We start from the raw sequence: 26,155 nt of genomic DNA, 5'->3' as shown, positions 1-26,155 counted from the left end.
CCGCCTCGGCGGCTGGACAGGCTACTACGGCAAGCCAGGCCCCAAGGTCATGCGCATCGGCCTCGCCGAATTCCACGCCATCAAGCACGGAACCAAACTCAATCTGCAAAATGTGTGAATCCGATAGCACGATAGTGGGGGAGAGGTGGCTCGGCGAAGCCGAGACGGAGAGGGGGAACCGCGCTCTACGAAAAGGCCCCCTCTCCGGCCGCTTTGCGGCCACCTTTCCCCCGCTTCGCGGTGGGCGAGGAACCCAAGTCTTGAGAGATCCGCGGGACAGCAACATCTTCCCCGCAAGGGGGAGATCGGCAGCTTCGCCGACGACACCTCCTCCGAAAGGTGCGATTCCCCTCTCCCGAGCAACCCCAAGCTTGACGCCTCGACGAAATGCAACTATGGAACGCCAACTTTTTCCATAAGGCCGCCTGACCGAAACCGCGCGCCACCCGGCGCGGGTCGAATGTTTGGGCAGGACCGAGAACCGAAGGTTAGAACCATGTCCCGCACCTGCGAACTCACTGCCAAGGCAGTCATGTCCGGCAACAATGTGAGCCACGCCAACAACAAGACCAAGCGTCGCTTCCTGCCCAATCTCGTCAATGTGACGCTGATCTCGGAAGCGCTGAACCAGAATGTGCGCCTGCGCATTTCGGCCAACGCGCTGCGTTCGGTCGAGCATCGCGGCGGCCTGGATGCCTTCCTGGTCAAGGCAGATGCCAAGGAATTGTCGCAGCGCGCCCGCCTGTTGAAGAAGCAGATCGCCAAGAAGCTCGCCGAACAGCCGGCCGCCTGAGTTTTTCGGCGGTCAGTCGCCTTCCAGGGCGTGACCCGGGTTCCGGATCGCGTTCCGCTGGTTCCATTACCCAGGATAAAAAAATGATTTTCCTCTCGCGGTACCTGCCCTTCGTGGCGGCCATGGCGCTCGTCGTCGTGGCATCGAACATCCTTGTGCAGTTCCCGATGCAGGGTGCAATCGGCGGGTTGTCGTTGGCCGACATCCTGACCTGGGGCGCCTTCACCTATCCGTTCTCATTCCTGGTCACCGATCTCGTCAATCGCCGCTATGGGCCGACGGTGGCGCGCAGGATCGTCTTTGTCGGCTTCATGACAGCGGTGATCTGCTCGATCGTCATCCCGCCGCTGCTGTTTCGCCACGGCCTGATCGAATTCGAGACCGCCGCCGACCGGCTGGTGCGCATTGCCGCGGCGTCGGGCGCCGCCTTCCTCACCGCGCAGTTGCTCGACGTCACCGTGTTCAACCGGCTGCGCCGGCAGAGTTGGTGGCGCGCACCGATCGTCGGCACGCTGGTCGGCTCCGTCTTCGATACGGTGGTGTTTTTCACCGTCGCCTTTGCGGCGGCTTTCGCCTTCGCCGGGCCCAACGACGGCTTTGCGCTGGAAACCGCGCCATTGATGGGCGTGCTGCCGGTCGAGACGATGCGCTGGATATCCTGGGCGCTCGGCGATCTCAGCGTCAAGCTGGTCATAGCGGTGGTGGCGCTGATCCCCTACCGGCTGCTTGCCGCCCGCTGGAGCCAACCGGCACTGGCGGCATAGAGCATGATCCCGAACCGAAGGTCCGCGTTAGCGGAAAGTGGGAACCGGTTTTCGGACAAGATCATGCTCAAAGACTATCGAGCATGATCCCCTGGCTTCAACTGGACTCGGCAAAAACGCCTGACGGCGGACAGGAACTCCGCCTGAAACGGCGCGGCGGCGAATTCTCGATCATGCTTGGCGCGAACGAGCTGATGAATAGCCGGCTTAGCGGTTCCGAAGAGGCGCTGGCCAAACTGTCCTGTCAAAGGATTGCCGGCCGCCGGACCCCAAACATCCTGATCGGCGGCCTCGGCATGGGCTTTACCTTGCGCGCGGCGCTGGCCGAGCTTGGCGCCGATGCGCAGGTCACCGTTGCCGAACTGGTACCGGCGGTCGTGATTTGGGCGCGCGGGCCGATGGCCGAGGTTTTCGACGGCTGCCTTGACGACCGGCGAGTCAGTATTCACGAGACCGACGTCGGTCAGCTCATCCGTTCGCAAGCATCGGCCTGGGACGCGATCCTGCTCGACGTCGACAACGGCCCCGAGGGCATCGTCCACAAGGCCAACGATGCGCTCTACAGCGCGGCCGGCCTGATCAGCGCGAGAGCAGCTCTCAAGCCCGGCGGTGTGCTGGCGGTCTGGTCGCAGGGCCCTGACGCAGGTTTCACCCGAAGGCTCAAGCAGGCGGGGTTCACGGTCGAGGAGGTCAAGGTGCGGGCTCACGGCAAGCGCGGCGCCCGTCACATCGTCTGGCTCGCGAGCAAGGGGCAATAGGCCCCTTACTGGACGCCGCCCGATAACGCCGACGAACCTCTACCGCGCTTTCTGAAGCTCGGCGGCGAGTGCCTGCAGCAGCCCGCGCGTACCCTCCTCGCGCCCTTGCGCTGAATCGACGCCATCGAAGAACGCACCCTGTTCGGTATAGGTCAGGCGGGTGCCGTCGCCGGAGGGTGCGAACTCGACAGTGGTGAGCGACGCCGACAGCGGCTGCGGCCCGACCGCCATCCGGTAGGAAAATACGATGCGCCGGTCGGGGACGATGTCCTGGAACTGCGCATCGAGCCTGATCTCCGGGCCGCCCTGATGGCTGAACCGCGAAACCTCGCCGCCGCCGACACGGAAATCGAAGGTGAATTCGGCGATGGTGAAGCCGTCGCCTTCGACGCGCCAGCGCCGTACTGTCGCCTTGTCGGCAAAGGCGAAGAAGACGCGCTCGGGCGATTGCGGATAGGTCCGCTCGATGCTGAAGATCGAATGGATGACGGAGTGCCCGTCGTTAACCGGGGCAATCTGGTTCATTTCTTGTCGTCCTTTTCCTGGTCGTGGAGTGTCGCGTTCGGTTGGTCAGTCTCCGCCAGGATCTGGCCGAGACGGTCGAGGTGGCGTTCGGCCGGCGTACGGCGCGCGGCGATCCAGTCGGCGAGCGGGGCAAGCCCGCCAGGCTCGATCCGGCAGGTGCGCACGCGTCCGACCTTCTCGCTGCGGATCAGCCCGCACGCTTCCAGCGCCTGGAGATGCTGGAGCACGGCGGCGAAGGTCATGCCGAACGGCTCCGCCAGCTGGCTGACGGTGGCCGGCCCGCGGCTCAGCCTTTCCAGGAATGCCCGGCGCGTCGGCTCGGCAAGAGCCCGCAGGATGCTGTCGATCTCGGAATACTTAAGCATGGACTTGAGTATTTCGCCGATGACGCAAATTGTCAAGTCACGACTTAAGTATTTTGCACATGGTGAGAGCCGGCTGGAAAAACTCGGCGATGCCGGTCATTGCCCGAGGAAATCGCCAAGGACATTGCATGCGCTGCGAACGACGTGGAAACGCCAGCGTCGCCGTCAGCCACCGGTCGCGCGTCAATCCTCGTGCAGGATGAATTCCAGGTAAAGATTGCGCTGCAGGATGGAATGGTTGTCGTCGGACATCAGCGACACGATCAGCGCGCCGTCGTCGCGAGTCCAGACGTCGAGCGCTTCCATGTTGTCGATCTGGTAACCCATGTCGGCTTCAAGCAGCACCGGCCCGTCGGCGACGGCGCCCTTCTCGACGCTTTCGCCATAGATGCGCCGCAGCCGCATCTTGACGCCGCGGGCCATCGAAAAACTGCGCTCCAGCAGCAACAGGTCGCCGTCCGGCAGGAAGGCGCCGTCGGTGATGTCGAAATCGCCATTGCGCTTGACGGTGAAGACGCCCTTGTGCGGCCCTTCGATGATCGCGGCAAAGATGTTGCCGGCCTCGTCGAGGCTCTTCTCCGACACCACGACCAGTCCGCCCGCGTGCTGCCCGTTGGGATTGGCGCGAGTGACGGTCTCGAAGCCGCGATTGCGGCGAAGTTCCCCGGCCGGGATCAGGAAGTCCAATTGCCTGAACGGCGCCTTCATGTCGTCCGGGTCGATCTTGAACTCGGCGATACGGTGATCGCGCTCGAAGCCGACCGTGGCAATGCCGTCCTTGACCGCGAGGCCTTCGGCATCGACCGCCCATTTCTCGTCGATCGGCTGGCCGGCCGCATCGACCATCTGCTGCATGCGAAAATTCTCGATGCCGGAAGGCCGCTTGTCGGCATCGTGGACGAGGGTGCCGAAGAACCAGAAGCCGGTGTCGGCGACGCCGATGAAATCGCTGCCCGGCTTGAGGAACCGAAGCGCCGACAGCGCGCCGAAATCGCGTGTCGGCGAGGTCATTTCGAGTCCGCCGACGAATTCGAGCGGCCCGAACTGTTTGTCCGGCCGGCCGATATGGAATTCGCTGATCGGCCGTGCCGAGATTTCGGCCGGCTCGACCGAGGCCGGCCCGGCAGAGATAGCAGGCGCCAAACTGATGCCTAACAACGCAATGGCGGCCAAAAGCTTCTGCCGAAAGCCGCCGCGGGAAAAAATCATCCGGCGCGCCGCATGCCGCCGCGCCGCGTGTCGCGCACGGTTTCCTCGCCGAACAGCGAGGCCAGCTGCTCGGTCATGGCGCCGGCCAATTCTTCGGCATCGACGATGGTGACGGCGCGGCGATAGTAGCGGGTAACGTCGTGGCCGATGCCGATGGCCAAAAGCTCGACCGGCGAGCGCGTCTCGATGAGCTCGATGATGGCGCGCAGATGCCGCTCGAGATAATTGCCGGGATTGACCGACAGCGTTGAATCATCGACCGGCGCGCCGTCCGAGATCATCATCAGGATCTTGCGCTGCTCCGGCCGCGCGATCAGCCGGTTGTGCGCCCACAGCAGCGCCTCGCCGTCGATGTTTTCCTTGAGCAGCCCCTCGCGCATCATCAGGCCGAGATTGCGGCGCGCCCGCCGCCACGGATGGTCGGCGGATTTGTAGATGATGTGGCGCAGATCGTTGAGCCGGCCGGGGTTCGGCGGCTTGCCTTCCTTCAGCCATTTCTCGCGCGCCTGTCCGCCCTTCCAGGCGCGGGTGGTGAAGCCGAGGATTTCGACTGAGACGCCGCAGCGTTCCAGCGTGCGCGCCAGGATGTCGGCGCAGGTCGCCGCGACCGTGATCGGCCGGCCGCGCATCGAACCCGAATTATCGAGCACCAGCGACACCACCGTGTCGCGGAATTTGGTGTCGCGCTCCTGCTTGAAGGACAGAGGCTGCATCGGGTCGATGACGACGCGCACCAGCCGCGCCGGATCGAGATAGCCCTCTTCGAGGTCGAAATCCCAGGAGCGGTTCTGCTGCGCCATCAGGCGGCGTTGCAGCCGGTTGGCCAGCCGCCCGACGACGCCGGAAAGGTTGGCGAGCTGCTTGTCGAGGAAGGCGCGCAGCCGATCAAGCTCCTCCTCCTCGCACAGTTCTTCCGCACCTACGGTCTCGTCGAAGGCCGTGGTGAAGACCTTGTAGTCGATCTCCTTCGGCAGATTGGTGAAGGGATTGTCGTTGCGGCGCGCCTCGCCGGGCGTCTCCGCATCGGCGTCGTCATCGTCGGAGAGATCCTCGGCGGTGGCGTCGGAGGCCTCCGTCTCGGCCGATTGCTCGTCGTCCGACGATGCCTCTGTATCCTCGGACTGCGACTGCTCGGAGCCGGAATCGTCTTCGCCGCCCTCCTCGCTCTGCTCCTCGCCTTGCGGCTGGTTTTCGTCGTTGTCCTCCGAGTCTTCCGTCTCCTGGTCGTCGCCGAGCTCCTCGGCCATTTCCATGGAGGCGAGCATCTCGCGCACGACGCGGGCGAATGCCTGCTGGTCGTCGAGCTTTGCCGACAGCCCGTCGAGATCGGCGCTGGCCTTTTCCTCGACCCAGGGCCGCCAGAGATCGACCAGCCGTTCGCCGCTTTTCGGCACAGCGCGGCCGGTCAGTTTTTCGCGCACCATCAGCGCCAGCGCTTCCTCGATCGGCGCGTCGGCCTTGTCCTTGACGTCGACGAGGTTGGCCCTGGCGTATTTGTCCTCCAGCATCGAGCCGATATTGTCGGCAACGCCCTGCATGGCGCGAGAGCCTATCGCCTCGACCCGGGCCTGCTCGACCGCGTCATAGATGGCGCGCGCTGCCTTGCCTTCCGGTGCCAGCCTGGTGTGGATGCGCGCATCATGGCAGGCGCGCTTCAGCGCCATGGAATCGCCGAGCCCGCGGGTGATGGCGATGTCCGCCTTCGATGCCTTCTTCGGCAATTCCGGCAGCCGGGCACGGCTGCCGGCCAGCGCCGGCCGGTCCTTGGCGAAACCGACCTCGAGATCCTTGTCGCCGGCAATGGCGCGCATGCAGACGGTAACGGCGCGCTTGAAGCTGTCGTTCTCAGCGCCGGTCTTGGATTTGTTTCGCGTGTTGTCGCCCGGACCCGCCATCGAGACTCTGCTTAGCCCAGCACCACATTGGCAGCCGATTCCGGCAGATCTTCGCCGAAGGCGCGCTGGTAGAACTCGGCGACCAGCGAGCGTTCCAGCTCGTCGCATTTGTTGAGGAAGGTCAGCCGGAACGCCATGCCGATGTTGCCGAAGATTTCGGCATTCTCGGCCCAGGTGATGACCGTGCGCGGGCTCATGACGGTCGACAAATCGCCGTTGATAAAGGCCGACCGCGTCATGTCGGCGACGCGCACCATCTTGTTGACGATCTCCTTGCCCTTGCCGTCGCGATAGTGCTTGGCCTTGGCCAGCACGATGTTCACCTCATTGTCGTGCGGCAGATAGTTCAGCGTGGTGACGATCGACCAGCGGTCCATCTGCGCCTGGTTGATCTGCTGGGTGCCGTGGTAGAGGCCGGTGGTGTCGCCCAGCCCAACCGTGTTGGCGGTCGAAAACAGCCTGAAGGCCGGATGCGGGCGGATGACCCGGCTCTGGTCGAGCAGCGTCAGCCGGCCCGACGATTCCAGCACGCGCTGGATGACGAACATCACGTCCGGGCGGCCGGCATCGTACTCGTCGAAGCACAGCGCGACATTGTGCTGGTAGGCCCAGGGCAGGATGCCATCGCGGAATTCGGTGATCTGCAGCCCGTCCTTGACGACGATGGCGTCCTTGCCGACGAGGTCGATACGGCTGACATGGCTGTCGAGATTGACGCGCACGCAAGGCCAGTTGAGGCGTGCGGCGACCTGCTCGATATGCGTCGACTTGCCGGTGCCGTGATAGCCCGACACCATGACCCGGCGGTTATAGGCAAAGCCGGCGAGGATCGCCATAGTCGTGTTCTTGTCGAACAGGTAGTCCGGGTCGATGTCGGGGACATGCTCGCTCGTCACCGAATAGGCCGGCACCACCATCCTGGAGTCGAAGCCGAATGTCTCCTTCACCGACACCGTGGTGTCGGGCAGGTTGGCGATGTCGCGATCGACCTTGTTCATCTCTATCAACGTCTCCACAAGCGAAACGCCGCGTTTCGCTGGCAATCGATTTTGTTCGGGGGCGGTCTTAGAGCCTTTTCCAACCTTATGAAAGTTGGAAAGCGACACGAACCGTAAGGTCGCTCAGCACAAACCTGCCTGCTTGAGCACGCGATACGCCTGGAGCACATCGCGGAACCGGTCTTCCGAACCTCTGTCGCCGCCATTCGCATCCGGATGGTGGCGTTTCACAAGTTCCTTATAGCGCGCCTTGATATCCTTGCCACTTGCCTTTGTATCAAGGCCAAGCGTTTCCAGTGCCTTGGCCTCAAGCGGCTTGGCCTTGCGCTCGCGTGCTTCGCGCGGGTCCTTCGGGCCTTTGAACAGGTCGAAGGGATCGCGCATGCGATTGTAATAGCCGGCGCGGCCGGAGCGCGCCTGGGCGAAATCGGGCGAGGAGCGTGTCGAGGCGCCGTTGACGCCCATTTTCCAGGTCGGCCGGTGACCGGTCATGGCTTCCTTCTGGAAGCGCGCGATCTCGGTGTCGGGAACGCCCGAGAAATAATTGAAGCCCTTGTTGTACTCGCGCACATGGTCGAAGCAGAACTGGAAATACTCGCCTTCCTTCATGCGTCCGACCGGGGCGCGGTGGGTACCGGCCTCCTTGCAGCCATCCCACTGGCAGATCGGCGAACGCGACTTCAGCTCCGCGTCCTTCTCCGGGCGGATGCGAATCTTCTCGAAATATTTTGGGTACGGCTTCATCTCACCCATTTATGGGCTGTTCGCGGATGCGAAACAAGAATTGACATTTTCGCGATGATCGCCCTAACCGCTGAATCGCGGCATAAAACCGGCGAATGGCGAATTTTGTGCGATGACATAGATGTGGTGAAGGGAAGCGGCGATGTCCATACAGGCAACGATGGAAGATAAGCTGAAAAAGGCGTTTTCGCCGGAACGGCTGTCCGTCATCAACGAAAGCCATCTTCATGCCGGGCATCATCATGTGGATTCCGGCCATCACGCCACCTTCGACGGCGCCGGCGAGACGCATTTCCGCGTCCGCATCGTCGCCCCCGCCTTTGCCGGCATGAGCCGCGTCGAGCGTCACCGCGCCGTCAACGATCTGCTGGCCGAGGAGTTGAAATCCGGCGTCCACGCCCTGGCGATCGAGCCGGCGGCGCCCGGCGAAAAGACCCGCTGGTAATTGCCCTACCAGATCGTCTTTACATATCGATAGTCTCGCAGCTTCTGATCCGCGGTCACCAAAGGTGCCGCAAATTTTCGACTGGTCGCAACAATGATCCGATCAGCCGGATCTTTGTGAAACTCTCCCGGAAGTTCGGTACTATTCACGGCAATGTCATTATCGACGGAAATGAAGCTCAGTTTTTCGAGTTTGCTGACCGTCGCCAGCCATTCGCCCACGTCCATCGATAGCAGGAGACGCCCCCGGGAAATCAGCATGGCGATTTCCCATGCCGATATCGAGGAGATCAAAATCTCGCCACCTATCCTCTCCCGCTCGATTGCGTGAAGTGCGGGTTCTGAAAGCATATCGGTCTCACCGCCGACCCAGCGGACGAGAACATGCGTGTCCAACACGATCAATTGCTGGCTTCCCAATCATCTTCGGCCACCGGATCCGTGGGGCGGTCGTAACGCAGGACGGACCCGCGCAGCACCTCCAAAGGGTCGCGCGCAACCGATTCATAGCGTCGTATCTCCAGTGTGGGCTGGCCGTGATCGGTCACAATGATTGGCTCGCCACTCGTTTCAACCTGACGAAAATACTCGAGAGCCTTTGCCTTGAACTTCGATTTCGACACCTGCGCGGCCATGCGCCACCTCAATGAACAAAATTGCCGTTCACTATATAGGACCAGAAGTGACCACGGGCAATGACCACGGTCACAGCAATCGCTCCGGCTTAGCCGTCCCTCGTTCCCCGCGTCTGCGCGCGCCTCACCGGCCTGCCGCCATCCAAAAGACCCGCTGGTAACTCAGCCGAGGCTCGCCCTCAGGAAAGCCATCACCGCTGCGGTCAATGTATCGCCTTCGGTGCCGAAGTCGCGATTGATCGACATGTGCGAATAGGCGCTGCCGTCGAACAGCGTGACCCTGGTTCCGGTGGCGCGCAGACGCTCGGCGAAGGCCTGCGCGTCCGCCGCGCGGGCTTTCGCGCGCGAATGGGCGATAAAGGTCGGCGGGTGCTTGCGGCCTTCGACGTAGGTGACAGGCGACAGCGCGCGCCACTGCGCCGGATCGGAAAAGGCGCGGGCATAGACCCCTGCCATGCCGCCGCTCCTGGCCAGTGCCTCCAGATCGTAAGCCCTGGTGTCGTCGAGGACCAGCGCCGCGACGCCGGGCAGGCCGCCGCGCAGGCCGGTCAATGCGACGAGATGGCAGCCGGCCGAATGGCCCATTGCGACGATCCGGTCCGGATCGCCGCCATGCCTGGCGATGTTGGCGCGGACGTAGCGATAGGCCAGTTCGACATCAGCCGCCTGGGTGGCGACGTCTGCTTCAGGCAACATCCGGTAGTCGATCGAGACGAAGCAGAAGCCATTGTCGAGCAGGAAACCAGGCTTGGAGTTGACATTGTTGCGGTTGCCGACCCGCCAGGCGCCGCCATGGACGAAGAAGACGACCGGCAGGCCGCTTGCGCCATCGCGGGAATAGATGTCGAGCTTGGCCGGACCATAGTCGAAGGTTTCGGGCGATTGCGAACGCAGCCGCGATGCGGCACGAGCCTGCCCCGGCAGCAGCGCCGCCATCGACGCCAGAAGCAGGGTTCGCCGATCGATTGTCATAAACGCCTGACTGCCCACGGCTGCCACAAGGTGCGCACTGTCATTCTCCAAGCATCGCCGGCTTGATCCTCAACCGTGCGATCCGGTTCTTGTCGCGCTTCATGACGACGAAGCGCTTGCCGTGAAACGTAAAGGCCTGCTTTTCGTCCGGGATCGACTGCGCCTCGTGGATGACAAGGCCGGCGATGGTGGTGGCTTCCTCGTCCGGCAGGTTCCAGTCGAGCGCCCGGTTCAGGTCGCGGATCGGCACCGTGCCGTCGACGACGACGGAGCCGTCGGCCTCCTGCTTGACGCCCTGGATGTCGATGTCGTGCTCGTCGGCGATCTCGCCGACGATCTCCTCGATGATGTCTTCCAGCGTCACCAGCCCTTCGACCTCGCCATATTCGTCGACGACGATGGCGAAATGCGCCTTGCGGCGCAGGAAGGCATTGAGCTGCTCCTGCAGCGTCGTGGTGTCGGGCACGAACCACGGTTTCGACGCGATCTTCATCACGTCGATCCGGGAGAAATCGTTGCCGACCTCGTTCAGCGCGCGCAGCAGATCCTTCGCGTGCAGCACGCCGACAATGTTGTCGAGCGAACCCTTCCACAACGGCATGCGGGTGTGCGGGCTCTGCAGGATCTCGCGAACCACCGCTTCCGGCGGGTCGTCGGCATTGACCGAGCGCATATTGGTGCGGTGGACCATGACGTCCGACACTTCGAGCTCCTCGAGGTCGAACAGGCCGCCAATGCGGGCGCGGTCCTCGCGCACCACCTGGCCGTCGCGGCGGAAATCGTCGACGGCGCCGCGCAGTTCGTCGCGCGCCGAGCGCTGCGGCTCGATGCGTTGCAGCTCGTAGCCGAAGGCGGCGAGCATTTGCCGGCGCAGGACGAAGCCCAGCAGGCCGAGGCCGGCGAGCACTGCAGCCGCGATCCAGCCGGCCTGGCTCATCCCGAATGGTTCTCCCGGAGGAACGCCAGCACTTCCGAGGCCGGCACATCCCGGGCGATGAAGGCCTGGCCGATGCCGCGCGTCAGGATGAAGGTCAGCGCGCCGCGCGACACCTTCTTGTCCTGGGTGATGAAGGAGAACAGCGTCTCGGCGTCGGGCAGTTCGCCTGGAATGTCGGCCATGCGCCAGGGCAGGCCGACGGCGCGAAGATGCGCCTCGACACGCGCCGCGTCGTCGGGGCTCGCCAAATTGAGCCTTGACGAAAAGCGATGCGCCAGCGCCATGCCGATGGCGACGCCTTCGCCATGCACGAGCCTTGCGCCGTCATAGCCGGTCGCCGCCTCCAGCGCATGGCCGAAAGTGTGGCCGAGATTGAGCAGGGCGCGGTCGCCGGTCTCGAACTCGTCGCGGGCAACGACGTCGGCCTTGGCGCGACAGGCCTCGGCGATGGCCGCAGCCCGCTCCGGCCCGCCGGCAAACACGCGAGGCCAGTTTTCCTCCAGCCAGGCGAAGAACTGCGGCCGGTCGATCAGCCCGTATTTGGCCAGTTCGGCGTAGCCGGCGCGAAACTCGCGGATCGGCAGCGTGTCGAGCACTTCGGTGTCGGCCAGCACCAGCTTCGGCTGGTGAAACACCCCGACCAGGTTCTTGCCGCGCTTGCTGTTGATGCCGGTCTTGCCGCCGACGGAGGAATCGACCTGCGCCAGCAGCGAGGTCGGAACCTGAACGAAGTTCATGCCGCGCCGCGCGATGCCGGCGGCAAAGCCGGCGAGGTCGCCGACGACGCCGCCGCCGAGAGCGATGACGACATCGCCGCGCTCCAGCTTGGCGGCCAGCACGCCGTCGACCACCTCTTCGAGATGCGCAAAGCTCTTGGTCTTTTCGCCGGGCGGCAGCGTGATGACGGCATGTTGGATGCCTCCGCTTGCCAGGCCGGCCGCAAGCGTCGCGAGATGCGCGCTAGCGACGTTTTCGTCGGTGACAACCGCCGCTCGCGTGCCCGGCAGACGGCGCGAAATCTCGGCGCCGGCGCGTGACAGCAGGCCGGGACCGATCAAAATGTCGTAGGCACGCTCGCCAAGCCCGACTTCGACAGAGACCGTTGCATCAGCGCTCACGACCGCACCTCGTCGATGTCGGCAACGCCAAGGTGGCCGCGCAACGCCTCTACCACTTCGGCGGCAATGATCTCCTTGCGGTCGTCGCGGGTCGGCACGATGACATCGGCCGCGGCATAAACGGGGTAGCGTTCCGCCATCAGCCGTTCGAGCACGGCGCGTGGATCGGCGCTTTTCAGCAGCGGCCGGTTCTGTTTCTTGGAAACGCGCTCCATCAACAGGTTGATCTCGGCTTTCAGCCAAACCGAAACGCCATGGCTGGCGATCGCCTCGCGCGTCTGCGCGTTCATGAAGGCGCCACCGCCGGTCGACAGCACCTGCGGCCCGTGCTCCAGCACGCGCAGGATGACGCGCTGCTCCAGCGCCCGGAACTCCGCCTCGCCATAGCGCTCGAACAGGTCCGGGACGCTCATGCGCGAAACGGTTTCGATCTCCTGGTCGCTGTCGATGAAGGGCAGTGCCAGCATCGCCGCCACCTTGCGGCCGATCGCCGTCTTGCCGGCGCCCATCAGCCCGACAAAGACGATGGAACGGCCGCCCAGTCGGCCGAGCAGCGCGGCATGGCTCTCGCCCGGAGGATTTGCTGGTAGCGCATTCATGCTTCTAGGGCCTCTTTGCCGGCGTATCGACATCAAAAGCCTGTTTGCGTCAAGCGCGGCGCAACCGGGACTATGGGCTTCACCCTTGAATTGGCCGGATTGGCGTCTCATAAGGGCACAGGGTTGGAAATGCAGAATAAGACGACGGGCGAAAATTAATGCCAACACTGTTTCGCTTTGTCGTGACGCTCGCGATTCTGGCCGGCATTGTCTATGGCGCGATGTTCGCCCTGGTCATGTTCGTCGAGCCGAGAAAGGCGGAAATGAGCGTGCGTATCCCTCCGGAAAAGCTCAATCCCAAAAAATGAACAGCGCCGCCCGCATCGAAGCTTTCCTGGAGATGATGAGCGCCGAGCGCGGCGCTGCCGAAAACACGCTTTCCTCCTATCGCCACGACCTCGAGGACGCTTCCGCCGGGATCGGCGGCGGGCTTGCCGCTGCCACAAGCGCTGACATCCGCGCCTATCTCGACGACATCGCCGCGCGTGGCTTTGCCGCCACCTCGCAGGCGCGCAAATTGTCGGCGGTCCGGCAGTTCTTCAAGTTCCTCTACGCCGAAGGCCTGCGCGGCGACGATCCGACCGGCACGCTGGACAGCCCGAAGAAGGGCCGGCCGCTGCCGAAGACGATGAGCGAGGCCGATACCGGCCGGCTGCTCGACCGCGCCGCGCAGGAGGCGATCGACCCCTCGCTCAACGACGGCGACAGCCTGGCGGCGCTGCGCCTGCACGCGCTGGTCGAGGTGCTCTACGCCACCGGTTTGCGCGTTTCGGAGCTGGTCGGCCTTCCCGTGACGGTGGCACAGCGCGACGACCGCTTCTTCATGGTGCGCGGCAAGGGCAACAAGGAACGCATGGTGCCGCTGTCGGCCAAGGCGCGCACGGCGATGCGGACATGGCTTGCCGCGCGGGCGGCGGTGCCGGCTCTTGCCGACAGCCCGTTCCTGTTTCCGGCCGCCTCGGACAGCGGCTATCTTTCGAGACAGGTCTTTGCCCGCGAGCTGAAGGGGCTTGCCGCGCGGGCCGGCATTGCCACGGCGAAGATATCCCCGCATGTGCTGCGCCATGCTTTCGCCAGCCATCTCCTGCAGAACGGCGCCGATCTCAGGGCCGTGCAGCAGTTGCTTGGCCATGCCGATATTTCAACGACGCAGATCTACACGCATGTGCTGGAGGAGCGGCTGGTGCGTCTGGTCAACGATCATCATCCGCTTGCCGACTAGGCGTCATGTCGCTATGTGAGAACGACGTTCCACCGCGCCCAGCCTGCATTTTCAGGCTTGCGTCAGTCATTGCCTTCCGACTTGCCGGTCCGCCCAAGAATGTACAATTACCTCGATTTCGAAAAGCCTGTGCAGGATCTCGAAGGCAAGATCCTTGAGCTGAAGAAGCTTGCCGAGAACGGCGAGGCGGTCGATGTCGGCGATGAGATCGCCCGCCTCGAGAAGCGCTCGCGCGATGCGCTGCGCGACGCCTACAAGGCGCTGACCCCGTGGCAGAAGGTGCAGGTGGCGCGCCATCCGGACAGGCCGCATTGCATCGACTACATCAAGGGCCTGCTTACCGATTTCACGCCGCTCGCCGGCGACCGCAATTTCGGCGAGGACCAGGCGATCGTCGGCGGCTTTGCCCGCTTTCGTGGCGAGCCGGTGGCGATTATCGGCCAGGAGAAGGGTTCCGACACGGCAAGCCGGCTGAAGCATAATTTCGGCTCGGTGCGGCCGGAGGGCTACCGCAAGGCGGTGCGGCTGATGGAACTCGCCGACCGCTTCCAGATCCCGCTGCTGACGCTGGTCGACACTGCCGGCGCCTATCCCGGCGTCAACGCCGAAGAGCGCGGCCAGGCGGAAGCCATCGCCCGGTCGACCTCGGCCTGCCTTGGCCTGAAGGTGCCGTCGATCTCGGTGGTAATCGGCGAAGGCGGCTCGGGCGGCGCCATAGCGATCGCCACCGCCAACCGCGTCTACATGCTCGAACACGCCATCTATTCGGTGATCTCGCCGGAAGGCGCCGCCTCGATCCTGTGGCGCGATACCACGCGGTCCAGGGATGCTGCGACCAACATGAAGATCACGGCGCAGGACCTGCTGGAGCTGAAGATCATCGACGCCATCATCGCCGAGCCGCTCGGCGGTGCCCATCGCGCCCCCGAAACGGTGATCGCCGCCACCGGCGACCTCATTGCCAGGACGATGAAGGAATTCTCCGGCGCCAACACCGACTTCCGCGAGCATCGCCGCGAGAAATACCTGGCGATGGGCCGCAATCTGTAACATCCGGCAGGCACGCGGCCCGAAATGTGGCGGCGTGAACCAGTTTCGCCACAAAAATGCCGCTGCATTCGGCTCAGTGGACTTGCCGTAAGGGGACGCGCCAGCATGATTGCGGTAAGGAATTTTCAAGGTTAACGGGCTTAGGGTCCGTCAGTGGTCAGTTTAGCAGCCGCGGCATCCGCGGCGCAGAGATGAAGACGATAGCCATATCCATGTTAGCCAGGCTTGCCCGCACCGGAGTTCTGATCGCTGCGATCGGCGTCGCCGGCTGCAACGATGCTTCGATGAAGGATTTTGCGCCGCAAGCCAACAAGCCGCTGCCGGACAAGATCCTGTCCGAGATGAAAGCCAAGGGCATGGTCCGCACCTCCTCGGTGATGGCCCGCATCTTCAAGGAAGAAGGCAAGCTCGAAATCTGGAAGGCCAAGACCAACGGCCGCTACGACCTGGTCGCCAGCTACGACATCTGCAAATGGTCGGGCAAGCTCGGGCCGAAGTTCACCGAAGGCGACCGCCAGGCGCCGGAAGGCTTTTACACCGTCCGTCCGGCACAGATGAACCCGCGGTCGAATTATCACCTGTCCTTCAACATCGGCTACCCGAACGCCTATGATCGCGCCAATGGCCGCACCGGTTCGAACCTGATGGTCCATGGCGCCTGCTCGTCGTCTGGCTGCTATTCGATGACCGACGCGCAGATCGAGCAGATCTACGCCTTCGGCCGCGACGCCTTCCAGGGCGGCCAGACCGAGTTCCAGATCCAGGCTTTTCCGTTCCGCATGACCGCAGCCAACATGGCGCGCTATCGCAACGACCCGAACTACGAATTCTGGAAGATGCTGAAGGTCGGCTACGACAATTTCGAGGTCACCAAGGTGCCGCCGAAGGTCGACGTCTGCGAGAAGCGCTACGTGTTCAACCAGATTGCGGCCGACGGCTCGACCTTCAATCCGACCGGCCCTTGCCCTGCAACCACCCAGCCCGATTCGCTGAAGAGCGCCATCAACGCCTATCAAAGCACCTATGAGGCGGCCTTCAACGGCGCCATCAAGGCCAGCGTGCCGGCGCCCAAGCCGACCATCGCCGGGATCAAGGAAGCCAGCATCGTTTCCGACTGGTCGAAACGGCGTGCCCGCGGCGAACGCGTTCCGATCGAGCCGCCCTCGCTGAACCCTGACGGTACCGTGGCCGAAACGGCGCGCATGGGCCGCATCGATTCGCCGGCGGGCCGCAAGATGGCGGCGCTCGACGCCGAAAAGGCTGCCAAGCAGAAGGCCGAGGAACAAAGGCTTGCCGCCATAGAAGCGGCCAAGGCCGCGAAAGAGGCAGCCAAGGCGCAAGCCCTGGCCGAGAAGGAAGCTGCCAAGGCCCAGGCGCTCGCCGAAAAGGAAGCAGCCAAGACCGCCGCAGAGATGCCTGTCGCCACCGCCACCGTAGCGCCATCGGACGCCGCCCCGGCAGTCGAAACGCAGGCTGCGGACGCCGAAAGCACGGCGACAAGATTGAAGAAAAAGCTGCTCGGCATGTTTGGCGGCTGAGCTTTATGCTTGAGCAAGAAGATGGGGGCCAAAAAAACAGGCCTTCAACCAGCCGCGCCGCCGTCTACGACCTCAAAGGCTTGAACTGCCCGCTGCCCGTGCTCAAGGCAAAAAAGCGCCTGGCCGCAATGCAGCCGGGCAGCCGGCTGTGGCTCGAAACCACCGACCCGCTCGCCGTCATAGACATTCCCGCCTTCTGCGCCGAGAGCGGCCACCGGCTGGTCGAGACGACCGCGACGTCAGGCGGCCACCGCTTCCTGGTCGAGCGCGGCTGAGCGGGGTAATCTCCCCCTCGAGGATGAGATGTCGCCGAAGGCGACAGAGGGGGTCGCCTCGCGTAAAGCGCCAACCTTGATCTGCCGCAGGAGGCCGCGTCCGGTCGCGTCGACCCCCTCTGGCCTGCCGGCCATCTCCCCCTCGAGGGGGGAGATCGGCAGCTTCACCCACGCCCGGCAATAGCCAGCGGATTGCTTTCCAGGGCAGCGCGGTCCGGCGTGTCGATCGACGGCCGGTTGGTGAAGGCGGCGAACAGCCGGCGGATATAGTCTTCCGGCATATCGAGCGTGATCAGCATCAGTCTGGTGCCGCGCTGGCTGTCCGGCCAGGCCGGCAGTTGCACCGGCGGATGCAGGATCTTCTGCACGCCATGGATAACCAGTGGCCGCGACGGGTCTTCTGCAAGCTCGATGACGCCCTTCATCCGCAACAGGCGCTCGCCATGCGCCGAGCGCAGCAGATCGAGGAACATCTCGATTGCCGAAAACGGCACCGGCCCGTCATGGACCAGCGAATACGAACGCACGCGGGAATCGTGCCTGTGGCCATGACCATGACCATGGTGATGGTGGTCGCCACCGTCATGCCCGTCGTCATCATGCCCGCTGTGGTCATGCCCGCTGTGGTCATGGTTGTGGCCGGCTTCTTCGCCCAGCCAACGCTGCACATCGACCGATTTGGTAGCCGGATTGTAGAGCCCGCAATCGAACAGGGTCGCGGCGCTCGCCTGGCTCGTGTCGAGCACCACGGCGCTCGGGTTGAGCTGCCTGAGCCGCGCCCGCGACGCCTCGACATTACCTGCATCCGTGGCCAGGTCGGCCTTGCTGAGCACGATGCGATCGGCGACCGCCACTTGCTTCACTGCCTCGACATGGGCATCGAGCGTCGCATTGCCGTTGACGGCATCGACCAGGGTGATGACGCCGTCGAGCCGGAAGGCCTGGACCAGGGCCGGATGCGCCATGATCGATTGCAGCACGGGGGCGGGATCGGCGAGCCCGGTGGTCTCGACGACGACGCGGGCAAGCCGGTCGATGCGGCCGGTCTGCAGCCGGTCGACGAGATCGGCCAGCGTGTCGACCAGCTCGCCGCGCACCGTGCAGCAGAGGCAGCCGTCGGAGAGCTGGATGATGCCGTCGGAGGCCTGCTCGACCAGAAGATGGTCGATCGCCACCTCGCCGAACTCGTTGATGATGACGGCGGTGTCGGCGAGCGCCGGATCCCGGAGCAGCCGGTTGAGCAGCGTCGTCTTGCCGGCGCCGAGAAAGCCGGTGAGCACCGAAACGGGGATCGGGAAGCCGGCCATGCGGCTAGTTCAGCGCCTTGGTCGGCTGCTGGACCTGCACGGCGGTGGCGGATCCGGCCACAACAGGCTCGGCGCCGGCCGGCGGCGCCCGGTCCGGCCGCCATGTCGGCAGCGGCACGTCGGCATATTCCTGCCCGGAGGCGTCGAGCATCGCCTTCGGCACCGGCCCCGTGGCACCGCCGAGGCCAACGGCGATCAGCGTCGGGACATGGTCGAGCTTTTCCTTATAGGGCGATTTCGGCAGGTCCTTGCCCTTGTCGCCGACCGCCGGTGCTGCTTCCGACTGCTCCGCGACCGGCTTCTTCTTGCAAATCTCGTCATCCATGTCGTTGGCCGACATGGTGTCGCCATAGACAGGCAGCGCCGCGACCGTCAGCCCGCTCGGCGCCGGCGTTGCAAAGCCCTGGTCGAGCAGTTTTGCCGCCGTCTCGGCGCGGGTAATGGCCGACCGTTCGCCGAGCACTACGGCGACCACGGTGCGGCCGTTGCGGGTAGCCGAGCCGATCATGTTGAAACCGGACGAGCAGACGAAACCCGTCTTCATGCCGTCGGCACCCGGATAGCGGCCGATCAGCAGGTTGTAGTTGGAGATTGCCTTCTTGCCGACGGCAAGGCCTTCGATCGAGAACCAGGGGGCATATTGCGGAAATTCCGTGCGAATCGCCATCACCAGCAAAGCAAGATCGCGCGCTGTCGTATACTGGTCCGGCGAATAGAGCCCGTTCGGATTGACGAAATGCGACCCGCTCATGCCGAGCCGCCGCGCCTCGGCGTTCATGCGTTCGGCGAAAGCCGCTTGCGAACCGCCGATATTCTCGCCGACCGCCATAGCGATATCGTTGGCCGATTTGACCAGCATCATCTTCAACGCATTGTCGAGCCGCATCACCGAGCCCGGCTTGAAGCCCATCTTGCTCGGCGGCTCGCCGGCGGAATGTTTCGTCACCTTGATCGGCGAATCGAGCTGGACCTCGCCCGCGGCAATCGCTCGAAACGCCACATAGGCGGTCATCAGCTTGGTCAGTGATGCCGGGTACCAGCGCCTGAATGCGTCCTGGTGCTGCAGGATCTTGCCGCTGTTCAGGTCGAACAGGATGGTCGGATTGGCCAAGGCGGGCCCGGCCAGCGCCGCAAGCACCACCGCGCCCGCCGCCAACAGTTTGAGGAAATGCCTGTAGCGCATCATAAAAACCGAAATAGCCTCTTGCCGCAGTCGCACCTGGCTCCGTAAGATTTCGTTACACGATCGCCAGGATAATGGTCCGGCCCTCTGTTCCCGGACCACAGTCGCGGTGCTATTTACTCTATGTGACGTCAACATGGCAAAGTGCTGCCGATCACAATGTGGAAGCAGCAGCACAATGCAAAGCTGCGTGCATGGTTGCAAGGCAGCAGGCACAATTGCAAAGCAGCAGGCCAAGACCGCCTGCTCCAACAGCGAAATGGAACCATCATGCCGATCCTGAACCGAGCCGCCGAAATGCAGGACGAGGTGGCCGGCTGGCGCCGCCATTTGCACCAGACGCCGGAGCTGAATTTCGACGTCTTCAAGACCGCCGCCTTCGTCACCGAGAAGCTGAAGGCATTCGGCTGCGACGACATCGCGACGGGTTTGGGCAAGACCGGCGTCGTCGGCATCATCCGCGGCCGCCATGGCGAAGGCTCGACCATCGGCCTGCGCGCCGACATGGACGCCCTGCCGCTCAACGAGATCACCGGCAAATCCTATGCCTCGACCGTCCCCGGCAAGATGCACGCCTGTGGCCATGACGGCCACACCGCGATGCTGTTGGGTGCCGCCAAATACCTCGCCGAAACGCGCAATTTCGCCGGCTCCGTCGCGGTCATCTTCCAGCCGGCCGAAGAGGGCGGCGGCGGCGGCAACGAGATGGTCAAGGACGGCATGATGGAGCGCTTCGGCATCTCCAAGGTGTTCGGCATGCACAACATGCCGGGCCTACCGGTCGGCCAGTTCGCCATCAGGCCGGGTCCGATCATGGCGGCGACCGCCGAGTTCACCATCACCGTCAAGGGCCGGGGCGGCCACGCGGCGATGCCGCATGGCACCATCGATCCGATCGTCATCACCAGCCAGCTTGTCGGCGCGCTGCAGACGATCGCCTCGCGCAGCACCGATCCGGTCGAGGCGGTGGTCGTCTCGGTGACGAAATTCCACGCCGGCGACGCCTATAACATCATTCCCGAGAGCGCCGAGATCGCCGGAACGGTACGCACGCTGAAGAAGGAGGTTGCCAAGAAGGCCGAAGAGCGCATCCGCGCCCTTTGCCAAGGCCTGGGTGCTGCCTTCGGCGCGACAATCGAGGTCGATTACAATGCCAACTACCCCGTCACCTTCAACCATCCGGAAGAGACGGTCTTTGCCAGCGACGTCGCGGCCGACGTCGCCGGCGACAGCCATGTGCACCGCGCGATCCAGCCGGTGATGGGCGGCGAGGATTTCTCCTACATGCTGGAAGCGCGGCCGGGCGCCTTCATCTTCATCGGCAATGGCGATACCGCCGGCCTGCACAACCCGGCCTACGATTTCAACGACGAGGTCATCCCGCACGGCATGAGCTATTGGGTGAAGCTGGCGGAGACGGCACTGGCGGCGTAGCATTTGCCGAGTGGAATCCGTTGGCGCCGTAGAAATGCAACCAACAACAGACGGAGCATGACACGGATCAATTTGAACGCATCCGCCTCCGTGTGTTGATGTTCACCGAAGGCCGCGACGCTCGAACGTAACGGCATGGATCCTAGGGTCTACGCCGCGTCGCTTCGCTCCTTGCTTCGCCCTAGGATGACGAAGGCATGATCGCTGAAAGCTGAGGCCAATGGCTGATGTTGGAGATTGGCAGTGCGTCTGCGTGTTATCGGACGACGACTGATGGCGAACTACAAACCTCTCCAGATTGGCGGAAACATTTTTCCCTTCGTCATCCTAGGGCGGAGCAGGAGCGAAGCGACGTCGCGGAGACCCTAGGATCCATGCCGTTACCATGGCCGAAGAGTGCATCGACGCAAGTGGTTGGCCTGCGCCGTCAGGTGCAGAGCACGTGGTCGTTCGCCGGCTAATCAGTCAAGGCCCGCTCTTCGGATCCTCGACCTCCAGTGCCTCCATGACCGGCGCCAGCTCATTGTCGTCGGCGGACTGCGGCTCTTCGCCTGTCCTCGCCTTCTTCAGGGCTGCCTCGATCGCCTCCTGGATATTGCCGAGTTCGTCTTCGCGAACCTCGTGGCCATAGCCGGCAGCATCGGCATCCTGCTCGAATTGCTGCGCCAGGACGGCGACGCTCACCTCGCTCTCGGCGGGCAGATTGCCGACATTCTCCTGCAGCCAGGTTTCAAAGAATTCTTTGGTGGCGCTCATGCGGTGTCTCCTCGGGACACTAAAGCGCGCCGGCATCCCGAAAGTTCCGCTATCCGAGCCGTCTTTGCGCCCGTTGCCGGGTGCCCCGCAATTCAGCGCGCCCAGGCGGCGTTGACCCCGCCTGGCTCGGCTGCTTACTGGCTGGCAGCAGTCGTCGGTTCGCACGACACCTTCGGGTTCATGTCCGCGAACGCGCCGGTTGGGTTGCCTTTCCAGGCCCAGACATGCAGCTCGTAGAACGGACCGAGGCCATAGCGGTTGGGCGCGCTGTTGAAGTTGAACAGATGCCCATCGAGCGAGGCCGGGCCTTTCGAGGTGATGTATTCGACCGCGATCAGTTTTAGCGTGCCGTCGGCCATCGGCTCGTACATCACCGCTTCGGGCTTGGCGACATCGACAGCGTCGTCCTTGAGGTAGCCGGGATTGACGTAATGGATGCCCATGGCGCCGCCGGTGATGCCGCTGGCGCAAGGAATGGGAGCATAGCCCTCGGCGGTCGCCGCCGCCACACTCTCGAAGCGACTGTTGGCGGCTCGCACCTTGTCGGCCAGCGGATTGGGACCGGACGAGGGCGCTGCCTGATGCGCCTGCGCCAATGCAGTGCAGGCCGACAGCAGCACCGCGGCAGCGAGGAACTTGTTGCGAAAGTTGATTGTCATAGTCATTCCATTCTTCTTGAAAAGCACAGCCCGGCCGGCCGCCGGTAGTAAGGAGGCCCGGCAGGTGGACGCTGTGGCTGTTGTTGCTGGGAGATCCCTGTCCCGATGCGACGAATGCAGGGGAACATCATCCCTTCGGCAGATACGGGATGGTTCCGGCCAGATCGGAGTTGTCGATCAGCTGGAAACGGCTGTCGCTGCCGCCCTGACGGGCCGAAACGAACGGTGCGTAGGCGGGATCGTCGGTGAAGGCGCGCGCCGCGGCCTCGGTCGGGAACGCCATCAAGGCAATCAGCGTCGTGTCGAGCGGCTTGCCTTCGAGCGTCTTCACATTGCCGCTGCGCGACAGATATCTGCCGCCGTGCTTGTGTACGAGGTCGTGGACCGACGCGGCATAGGCCGGCATCCACTTCGGGTCCCTCACCTTGATGTCTGCGATAACGTAAGCGGTCATGGGTTATGTCTCCTGGTCGTGCACAGGGGTATCCAGTGCAGCGGCAGAGGGGTCGCATGGCAAGGTCGCGCCAGCCAGTCCGCGATCTGTACTGGTGTGGCGAATCCGAAATTCGCATTCACTTTGGAGCAACGCAGCGAGCGAATTTCGGATTCGAATGCCACACCAGCAAATGCCTGGATTTCCAGTGTGGTTTTGGATTTGAAGATCCTAACGCTGATGCCACCCAGAAAGCAGGAACTTCAAATCCACCACACCGGGCCGGTACAGTTTCTGTACTCGCCGCGTCGCCGGGAAAGGCCTATGGTTCCGGCTGAGTTTGAGGGGAAGGCAATATCATGACCCAGTCCGGATACAAGCAGTTCTGCCCGTTATCGATGGCCGCGGAGGTGCTGTGCACCCGCTGGACCATGGTTCTGCTTCGCGAATTGGTGGCGGGCTCGACCCGTTTCAACGATCTGCGCCGCGGCGTCCCCAAAATGTCGCCGACCCTTCTGTCGCAACGCCTCAAGGAGCTCGAACTGGCCGGGATCGTCGAGCGCAAGGAGGTGCGCGGCGAGAAAGGCATCTTCGAATACCGGATGACCGAGGCAGGCCGGGATCTGCGTTCCGTCGTCGAGGCGATGGGCTTTTGGGGGCAGAAATGGGTCGAGTCGCGGCTGTCGCTGAAGAACCTCGATCCGTCGCTGCTGATGTGGGACATGCGGCGCAACCTCAATGCGTCGCCGCTGCCCGATGGCCGCACGGTGATACAATTTCTGTATCAGGAGCTCCCCGCCTCGAAACGGTCATGGTGGCTGATCGTCGAGAAGCACGGCGAGGTCGACCTCTGCTGGTACGATCCGGGCTTCGATGTCGATCTCTACGTCTCAACCGACCTGCACACCATGACTGAAATCTGGATGGGGCTGATCACCGTCGAGAAGGCCGGGGCGAAAGTCATCTTGACGGGAGACCAGGATATCGCCCGCAAAATGCAGACCTGGCTCGGCCTGAGCCCGTTCGCGGTCGAACCCAAGCGAGCAGCCTAGCTGCCTCTTGGCGAAACGATCCGAAGCGGTTATGTGTCGGGCGCGATGGTCCCGTAGCTCAGTAGGATAGAGCGGCAGATTCCTAATCTGTAGGTCACAGGTTCGATTCCTGTCGGGATCACCAACGTTTTCAATTGGTTACCTAAAAGGTGCACTGTCACCGGTATTCGCGAGCATACATTAGGGAGCTCGATACGTATTGCGGCTTCGCCTAAGGCTTAAGCCATGATTGTAGAGGACGCTAATTCATCCAAGTTGCGGTCACGCGATGGCCGTCTGTTAGGTGTTGCCGCATACGGCGCGCCCAATGGCAAGCTGTTGCTGTACTTTCACGGTTTTCCGGGTTCCCGTCTGGAGGGCGGGATGCTGCATAAAGCCGCCGAACGCGCCGGCGTCCGCGTTCTCGCGATCGATCGTCCCGGAGTCGGTTTATCTTCCTTCGCATCTGGCCGTCGCCTGTTGGATTGGCCGGACGACGTCAGTGCGCTCGCCGACCAGCTCGGCGTCGATCGATTTTCCGTGGTCGGCTTTTCAGGCGGCGGGCCGTTCGCGCTGGCCTGCGCCTGCAAGATTCCCGGTCGACTTGCTGGGTGCGGTATCGTCTCGGGACCTACAGAACCCGGTGTCCTTGCCTTTCTCGTATCGCGGGTGATGCCGCACCTGCTTATGCCGCTGGCGCATCGCCGCTTTCACGATCGAAGCCAGGCTCAACGGTCGCTCGTGAGGCTCGCGCGGCGGTGGCCCGCAGCGGATCGTACGAGCCTTGACCGCGCCCAGGTTCGAGAAGCCCTTGCCGCGTCGTTGGTCGAGGCGTTCCGGCAGGGAACGAAGGGCAGCGTGCAGGACGCGAAACTCCTGGGCGCGCCCTGGGGCTTTTCACCAGAAGACATCGCGTTTCCGCAGCTGCGCCTTTGGCACGGCGAACTCGACCAGCAAATTTCTGCTGCTCAGGCGCGCGTGAATGTGGCGAGACTACCCCGGTGCGAAGCGACTTACTTCCCCAATGACGCTCACGTCTCGACCCTCGTGAACCATGCCGAGGACGTCGTGCGGAGGCTGACGGGCGCCGCTTAAGGACCTCGCCCTGGCAGCTCCCGGCCTCGGGCGCGCTAAGTCTCGGCCAGATACTCCTCGCGCGCGGTCTCTCAAAAATTCGAAATACGCCACAGAAATACGGTGACAGTGCACTTTTGCCTTTTTCGCGCGGCGTCGCTTTCTGTACTGCTCCACTCGTCGGCGTTGATGCTGCCAGGGAGAGCACGATCGGGTGCGGCAATGAAACCTCCACCGTGCGGAAGTGAGCGCCTGGACCTGAAACTCATGATCAGGCGGAGGTTCCTCAATCGGACGGCCAAGGAACCTGCCGCCGATCAGATCGTTTCGCGGTATCTAGCCAGATCAACCGCAACGGAGGAGAGACATGCTCAAAATTCTGCATGCTCGCAATCGCGCGGCACCGAACACCAGCCCGGTCTGCCATAAGTTCGGGCCTTGGCGCGATGTTGCGTGACGTCGACTATGTCCTGCGAAAGCTCGACTGGATGCGCGCCGAAGGCATCTGGCCCAACGGCTTGCGGTATCTGTGGACCGACGCATTCGGGGTCGTGCTCTACGTCTCGCTTTACACAGAAACTGGCGAAGAGCGCTGGCTGGACGCGGCCGAGCGGCTGGCGGCCGATGTCGAGCGTGTGCTCGGCCGCCGGCACGGACTGAGGATCGGCGAAGCGGCCGATCGCGACGGCCAGTACTTCCACTATCTGGCGATGTGGCTGTTCGCCTTGGCGCGTCTCGGCGATCTGAAGCCGGAATACCGCAAGCGCGGCATTGCGCTGGCGCGCGACATTCACCCGGCGTTTGTGATCCCTGGCCGCGGCGTGATCTGGAAAATGCAGGAGGATCTGAGCGGCCCTTACCCCGGCTACGGCCTCGGCAGCATGGATGCCTATGACGGCTACGTCTCTTACCGGATGCTCGATGAGGACGCACTGGCGCCCGAGATCGCGCAGATGCGTGACCTGATGGAGCGCGATTGGCCCACCCTCGACATCGAGCAGGACCTCGGCCTCGGCATGATGCTGTGGCTCGCCCATTTCTTTCCCGACGAGCCGTGGGCTGGGGCGCAGACGAGGCGTTCGCTGCGAACCCTGGAAACGATGTGGGTCGACCCGCCCGGCTATTTCAGCCGCGCGCCATGGCTGCGCGATACCAAGTTCGCCTTCACCAATTACGGCGTTTCGCTCGGCCTGCAGGCCGCCGGTATCTGGCCGGGGCGTGTCGATAGGCTGAACGCCTTCTTCGAGGACTGGCGCTCCGGCGACGAATACGACCGCGAGGCGATCACTTGGGTTATGGCCTGCACCTCGCACCTTCCCGGTGCTTTTCTGACCCAGGGTGGCGAGAGATCGATTGAAAGCGACCAAGCTCGGGAACGTTCCTCCGCCGGCGCGGTTGTCGATGGAAGTGCATCGAGACGCAAGGAACGCGGTTGAA

At 63.5% G+C, this 26,155-nt stretch carries 30 protein-coding genes and 1 tRNA gene; 14 read left to right on the top strand and 17 right to left on the bottom strand.

All coding sequences use genetic code 11. From position 1 onward, the window contains the following. Positions 1-496: 496 nt before the first annotated feature. From rpmB to NKJ46_RS18990, 3 genes are all read left to right on the top strand, one after another. Positions 497-793: a 50S ribosomal protein L28 gene (rpmB, locus tag NKJ46_RS19000; RefSeq protein ID WP_292664929.1), complete on the top strand. Its 297-nt coding sequence runs from the start codon at positions 497-499 to the stop codon at positions 791-793. 83 nt (positions 794-876) lie between these two features. Further along, the gene (locus NKJ46_RS18995) at positions 877-1,557 is read left to right on the top strand and encodes a queuosine precursor transporter (RefSeq protein WP_352666433.1); all 681 of its coding nucleotides are present in this window, start codon (positions 877-879) and stop codon (positions 1,555-1,557) included. Between the two features lie 83 nt (positions 1,558-1,640). After that, positions 1,641-2,315 carry a spermidine synthase gene (locus NKJ46_RS18990; RefSeq protein ID WP_352666432.1) on the top strand — a complete coding sequence of 225 codons (675 nt, stop codon included), beginning with the start codon at positions 1,641-1,643 and terminating at the stop codon, positions 2,313-2,315. A gap of 39 nt (positions 2,316-2,354) precedes the next feature. On the opposite strand, the gene NKJ46_RS18985 is transcribed toward NKJ46_RS18990, so the two are convergent. The 6 genes from NKJ46_RS18985 to NKJ46_RS18960 all read right to left on the bottom strand — a co-directional run bounded on the left by NKJ46_RS18985 (position 2,355) and on the right by NKJ46_RS18960 (position 8,060). Further along, the gene (locus NKJ46_RS18985; RefSeq protein WP_352666430.1) at positions 2,355-2,840 is read right to left on the bottom strand and encodes an SRPBCC family protein; all 486 of its coding nucleotides are present in this window, start codon (positions 2,838-2,840) and stop codon (positions 2,355-2,357) included. After that, a complete protein-coding gene (locus NKJ46_RS18980) occupies positions 2,837-3,205 on the bottom strand; it encodes an ArsR/SmtB family transcription factor (protein ID WP_352666428.1) in 369 nt (122 codons plus the stop codon). Before NKJ46_RS18980 ends, NKJ46_RS18985 begins: the two co-directional genes overlap by 4 nt. Positions 3,206-3,388: 183 nt before the next feature. After that, positions 3,389-4,414, bottom strand: coding sequence for an esterase-like activity of phytase family protein (locus NKJ46_RS18975; RefSeq protein ID WP_352666426.1), 1,026 nt, complete (start codon positions 4,412-4,414; stop codon positions 3,389-3,391). After that, positions 4,411-6,309: a cobaltochelatase subunit CobT gene (gene cobT, locus NKJ46_RS18970; protein WP_352666424.1), complete on the bottom strand. Its 1,899-nt coding sequence runs from the start codon at positions 6,307-6,309 to the stop codon at positions 4,411-4,413. The genes NKJ46_RS18975 and cobT overlap by 4 nt, the downstream gene beginning before the upstream one ends. 11 nt (positions 6,310-6,320) lie before the next feature. Beyond that, complete coding sequence (gene cobS, locus NKJ46_RS18965) at positions 6,321-7,307, bottom strand: cobaltochelatase subunit CobS (RefSeq protein WP_352489391.1); 987 nt, start codon at positions 7,305-7,307, stop codon at positions 6,321-6,323. 123 nt (positions 7,308-7,430) lie between these two features. Continuing rightward, entirely contained in the window at positions 7,431-8,060 is a 630-nt protein-coding gene (locus tag NKJ46_RS18960) for a J domain-containing protein (RefSeq protein ID WP_254816626.1), read from the bottom strand. Between the two features lie 133 nt (positions 8,061-8,193). On the opposite strand from NKJ46_RS18960, the gene NKJ46_RS18955 reads away from it, so the two are divergent. Further along, a complete protein-coding gene (locus NKJ46_RS18955; RefSeq protein WP_352666423.1) occupies positions 8,194-8,496 on the top strand; it encodes a BolA family protein in 303 nt (100 codons plus the stop codon). Positions 8,497-8,501: 5 nt separating this feature from the next. Here NKJ46_RS18955 and NKJ46_RS18950 read toward each other — a convergent pair whose 3' ends face one another. From NKJ46_RS18950 to NKJ46_RS18925, 6 genes are all read right to left on the bottom strand, one after another. Beyond that, complete coding sequence (locus NKJ46_RS18950; protein ID WP_352666442.1) at positions 8,502-8,894, bottom strand: type II toxin-antitoxin system VapC family toxin; 393 nt, start codon at positions 8,892-8,894, stop codon at positions 8,502-8,504. Positions 8,895-8,896: 2 nt separating this feature from the next. Then, positions 8,897-9,130 carry a type II toxin-antitoxin system Phd/YefM family antitoxin gene (locus NKJ46_RS18945; RefSeq protein WP_352666421.1) on the bottom strand — a complete coding sequence of 78 codons (234 nt, stop codon included), beginning with the start codon at positions 9,128-9,130 and terminating at the stop codon, positions 8,897-8,899. 162 nt (positions 9,131-9,292) lie between these two features. Next, complete coding sequence (locus NKJ46_RS18940) at positions 9,293-10,102, bottom strand: alpha/beta hydrolase (protein WP_352666419.1); 810 nt, start codon at positions 10,100-10,102, stop codon at positions 9,293-9,295. A 40-nt stretch (positions 10,103-10,142) separates the two neighbouring features. Continuing rightward, positions 10,143-11,039, bottom strand: coding sequence for an HlyC/CorC family transporter (locus tag NKJ46_RS18935; RefSeq protein WP_352666418.1), 897 nt, complete (start codon positions 11,037-11,039; stop codon positions 10,143-10,145). Beyond that, positions 11,036-12,157 (bottom strand): 3-dehydroquinate synthase, encoded by a 1,122-nt coding sequence (gene aroB / locus NKJ46_RS18930; protein ID WP_352666417.1) that lies wholly within the window; start codon positions 12,155-12,157, stop codon positions 11,036-11,038. Before aroB ends, NKJ46_RS18935 begins: the two co-directional genes overlap by 4 nt. Then, entirely contained in the window at positions 12,154-12,756 is a 603-nt protein-coding gene (locus NKJ46_RS18925) for a shikimate kinase (protein WP_352666415.1), read from the bottom strand. The genes aroB and NKJ46_RS18925 overlap by 4 nt, the downstream gene beginning before the upstream one ends. A gap of 158 nt (positions 12,757-12,914) precedes the next feature. Here NKJ46_RS18925 and NKJ46_RS18920 point away from each other — a divergent pair, with 158 nt between their 5' ends. From NKJ46_RS18920 to NKJ46_RS18900, 5 genes are all read left to right on the top strand, one after another. Then, the gene (locus NKJ46_RS18920; RefSeq protein ID WP_023677884.1) at positions 12,915-13,064 is read left to right on the top strand and encodes a hypothetical protein; all 150 of its coding nucleotides are present in this window, start codon (positions 12,915-12,917) and stop codon (positions 13,062-13,064) included. Next, positions 13,061-13,978, top strand: a complete 918-nt coding sequence (locus NKJ46_RS18915; RefSeq protein ID WP_352666414.1) for a site-specific tyrosine recombinase XerD — start codon at positions 13,061-13,063, stop codon at positions 13,976-13,978. Before NKJ46_RS18920 ends, NKJ46_RS18915 begins: the two co-directional genes overlap by 4 nt. Before the next feature lie 99 nt (positions 13,979-14,077). Then, the gene (locus NKJ46_RS18910) at positions 14,078-15,028 is read left to right on the top strand and encodes an acetyl-CoA carboxylase carboxyltransferase subunit alpha (protein WP_254816618.1); all 951 of its coding nucleotides are present in this window, start codon (positions 14,078-14,080) and stop codon (positions 15,026-15,028) included. A gap of 212 nt (positions 15,029-15,240) precedes the next feature. Continuing rightward, complete coding sequence (locus tag NKJ46_RS18905; protein ID WP_352666440.1) at positions 15,241-16,566, top strand: L,D-transpeptidase family protein; 1,326 nt, start codon at positions 15,241-15,243, stop codon at positions 16,564-16,566. Between the two features lie 5 nt (positions 16,567-16,571). Then, positions 16,572-16,841, top strand: a complete 270-nt coding sequence (locus NKJ46_RS18900; RefSeq protein ID WP_352666413.1) for a sulfurtransferase TusA family protein — start codon at positions 16,572-16,574, stop codon at positions 16,839-16,841. Positions 16,842-17,005: 164 nt separating this feature from the next. On the opposite strand, the gene NKJ46_RS18895 is transcribed toward NKJ46_RS18900, so the two are convergent. Next, positions 17,006-18,148 (bottom strand): CobW family GTP-binding protein, encoded by a 1,143-nt coding sequence (locus NKJ46_RS18895; protein WP_352666412.1) that lies wholly within the window; start codon positions 18,146-18,148, stop codon positions 17,006-17,008. Between the two features lie 4 nt (positions 18,149-18,152). After that, a complete protein-coding gene (locus tag NKJ46_RS18890; RefSeq protein ID WP_352666439.1) occupies positions 18,153-19,331 on the bottom strand; it encodes a D-alanyl-D-alanine carboxypeptidase family protein in 1,179 nt (392 codons plus the stop codon). Between the two features lie 270 nt (positions 19,332-19,601). Here NKJ46_RS18890 and NKJ46_RS18885 point away from each other — a divergent pair, with 270 nt between their 5' ends. After that, positions 19,602-20,765 (top strand): M20 aminoacylase family protein, encoded by a 1,164-nt coding sequence (locus NKJ46_RS18885; RefSeq protein ID WP_352666411.1) that lies wholly within the window; start codon positions 19,602-19,604, stop codon positions 20,763-20,765. Between the two features lie 465 nt (positions 20,766-21,230). On the opposite strand, the gene NKJ46_RS18880 is transcribed toward NKJ46_RS18885, so the two are convergent. The 3 genes from NKJ46_RS18880 to NKJ46_RS18870 form a co-directional block, all read right to left on the bottom strand. Beyond that, a complete protein-coding gene (locus NKJ46_RS18880) occupies positions 21,231-21,521 on the bottom strand; it encodes a hypothetical protein (protein WP_352666409.1) in 291 nt (96 codons plus the stop codon). A gap of 134 nt (positions 21,522-21,655) precedes the next feature. After that, positions 21,656-22,180, bottom strand: coding sequence for a hypothetical protein (locus NKJ46_RS18875; protein WP_502903418.1), 525 nt, complete (start codon positions 22,178-22,180; stop codon positions 21,656-21,658). 127 nt (positions 22,181-22,307) lie between these two features. Further along, positions 22,308-22,634 carry a DUF1330 domain-containing protein gene (locus tag NKJ46_RS18870; protein WP_023677873.1) on the bottom strand — a complete coding sequence of 109 codons (327 nt, stop codon included), beginning with the start codon at positions 22,632-22,634 and terminating at the stop codon, positions 22,308-22,310. Positions 22,635-22,972: 338 nt separating this feature from the next. Here NKJ46_RS18870 and NKJ46_RS18865 point away from each other — a divergent pair, with 338 nt between their 5' ends. The 4 genes from NKJ46_RS18865 (at position 22,973) to NKJ46_RS18850 (ending at position 26,154) form a co-directional block, all read left to right on the top strand. After that, complete coding sequence (locus NKJ46_RS18865; protein WP_352451189.1) at positions 22,973-23,665, top strand: winged helix-turn-helix transcriptional regulator; 693 nt, start codon at positions 22,973-22,975, stop codon at positions 23,663-23,665. A 47-nt stretch (positions 23,666-23,712) separates the two neighbouring features. Next, positions 23,713-23,789 (top strand) — tRNA-Arg (locus tag NKJ46_RS18860). Positions 23,790-23,890: 101 nt separating this feature from the next. After that, positions 23,891-24,739, top strand: a complete 849-nt coding sequence (locus tag NKJ46_RS18855) for an alpha/beta fold hydrolase (RefSeq protein ID WP_352666405.1) — start codon at positions 23,891-23,893, stop codon at positions 24,737-24,739. 425 nt (positions 24,740-25,164) lie between these two features. Then, positions 25,165-26,154: a hypothetical protein gene (locus tag NKJ46_RS18850; protein WP_352666403.1), complete on the top strand. Its 990-nt coding sequence runs from the start codon at positions 25,165-25,167 to the stop codon at positions 26,152-26,154. Position 26,155 lies beyond the last annotated feature (1 nt).

The organism is Mesorhizobium sp. M0166 (assembly GCF_040322255.1).
In the GTDB taxonomy this organism is placed as follows: domain Bacteria; phylum Pseudomonadota; class Alphaproteobacteria; order Rhizobiales; family Rhizobiaceae; genus Mesorhizobium.
This window is presented reverse-complemented; position numbering and strand designations above follow the sequence as displayed.